Source organism: Enterobacter cloacae complex sp. P6RS (assembly GCF_014982245.1).
GTDB classification, from domain to species: domain Bacteria; phylum Pseudomonadota; class Gammaproteobacteria; order Enterobacterales; family Enterobacteriaceae; genus Enterobacter; species Enterobacter bugandensis.
Genome location: NZ_JADCLB010000073.1, coordinates 1 through 354 on the forward strand (window position 1 = coordinate 1; position 354 = coordinate 354).

A 354-nucleotide genomic window follows, 5' to 3' on the forward strand; every position below is an offset into this window, starting at 1 on the left:
CTAGTTTATTGTGGTTATGGTAGTTGGAAAGATAAGCATATACAAGAGAATATAGAAATGTATGTGAAGTGATAAATTATTAGACAGAAAGGCGGTGAATAACATGAGAATGACAGAGAAACAGAAACGATTTTGTGACTTTAACATCGAGACAGGAAATGCCAAAGAGGCTGCTATCAGAGCGGGATATAGCGAAAAGACTGCAAAGCAGATAGGACAGGAAAACTTGACTAAACCTGACCTCAGAGCTTATATAGACGAACGCCTCGCAGAACTGAAAAACGAACGAACAGCCGATGCCCAAGAGGTGCTAGAGTACCTAACAGCTGTTATGCGTGGCGAGTACAAAGAAGC

General features: G+C 41.2%; 1 protein-coding gene. It reads left to right on the plus strand.

Going from position 1 to position 354, the window contains the following annotated elements; all coding sequences use genetic code 11:
- Window positions 1-103 precede the first annotated feature (103 nt).
- Window positions 104-354, plus strand: a 251-nt coding sequence (locus tag INF73_RS21980; RefSeq protein WP_193547353.1) for a terminase small subunit, incomplete at its 3' end; no start/stop codon positions are given.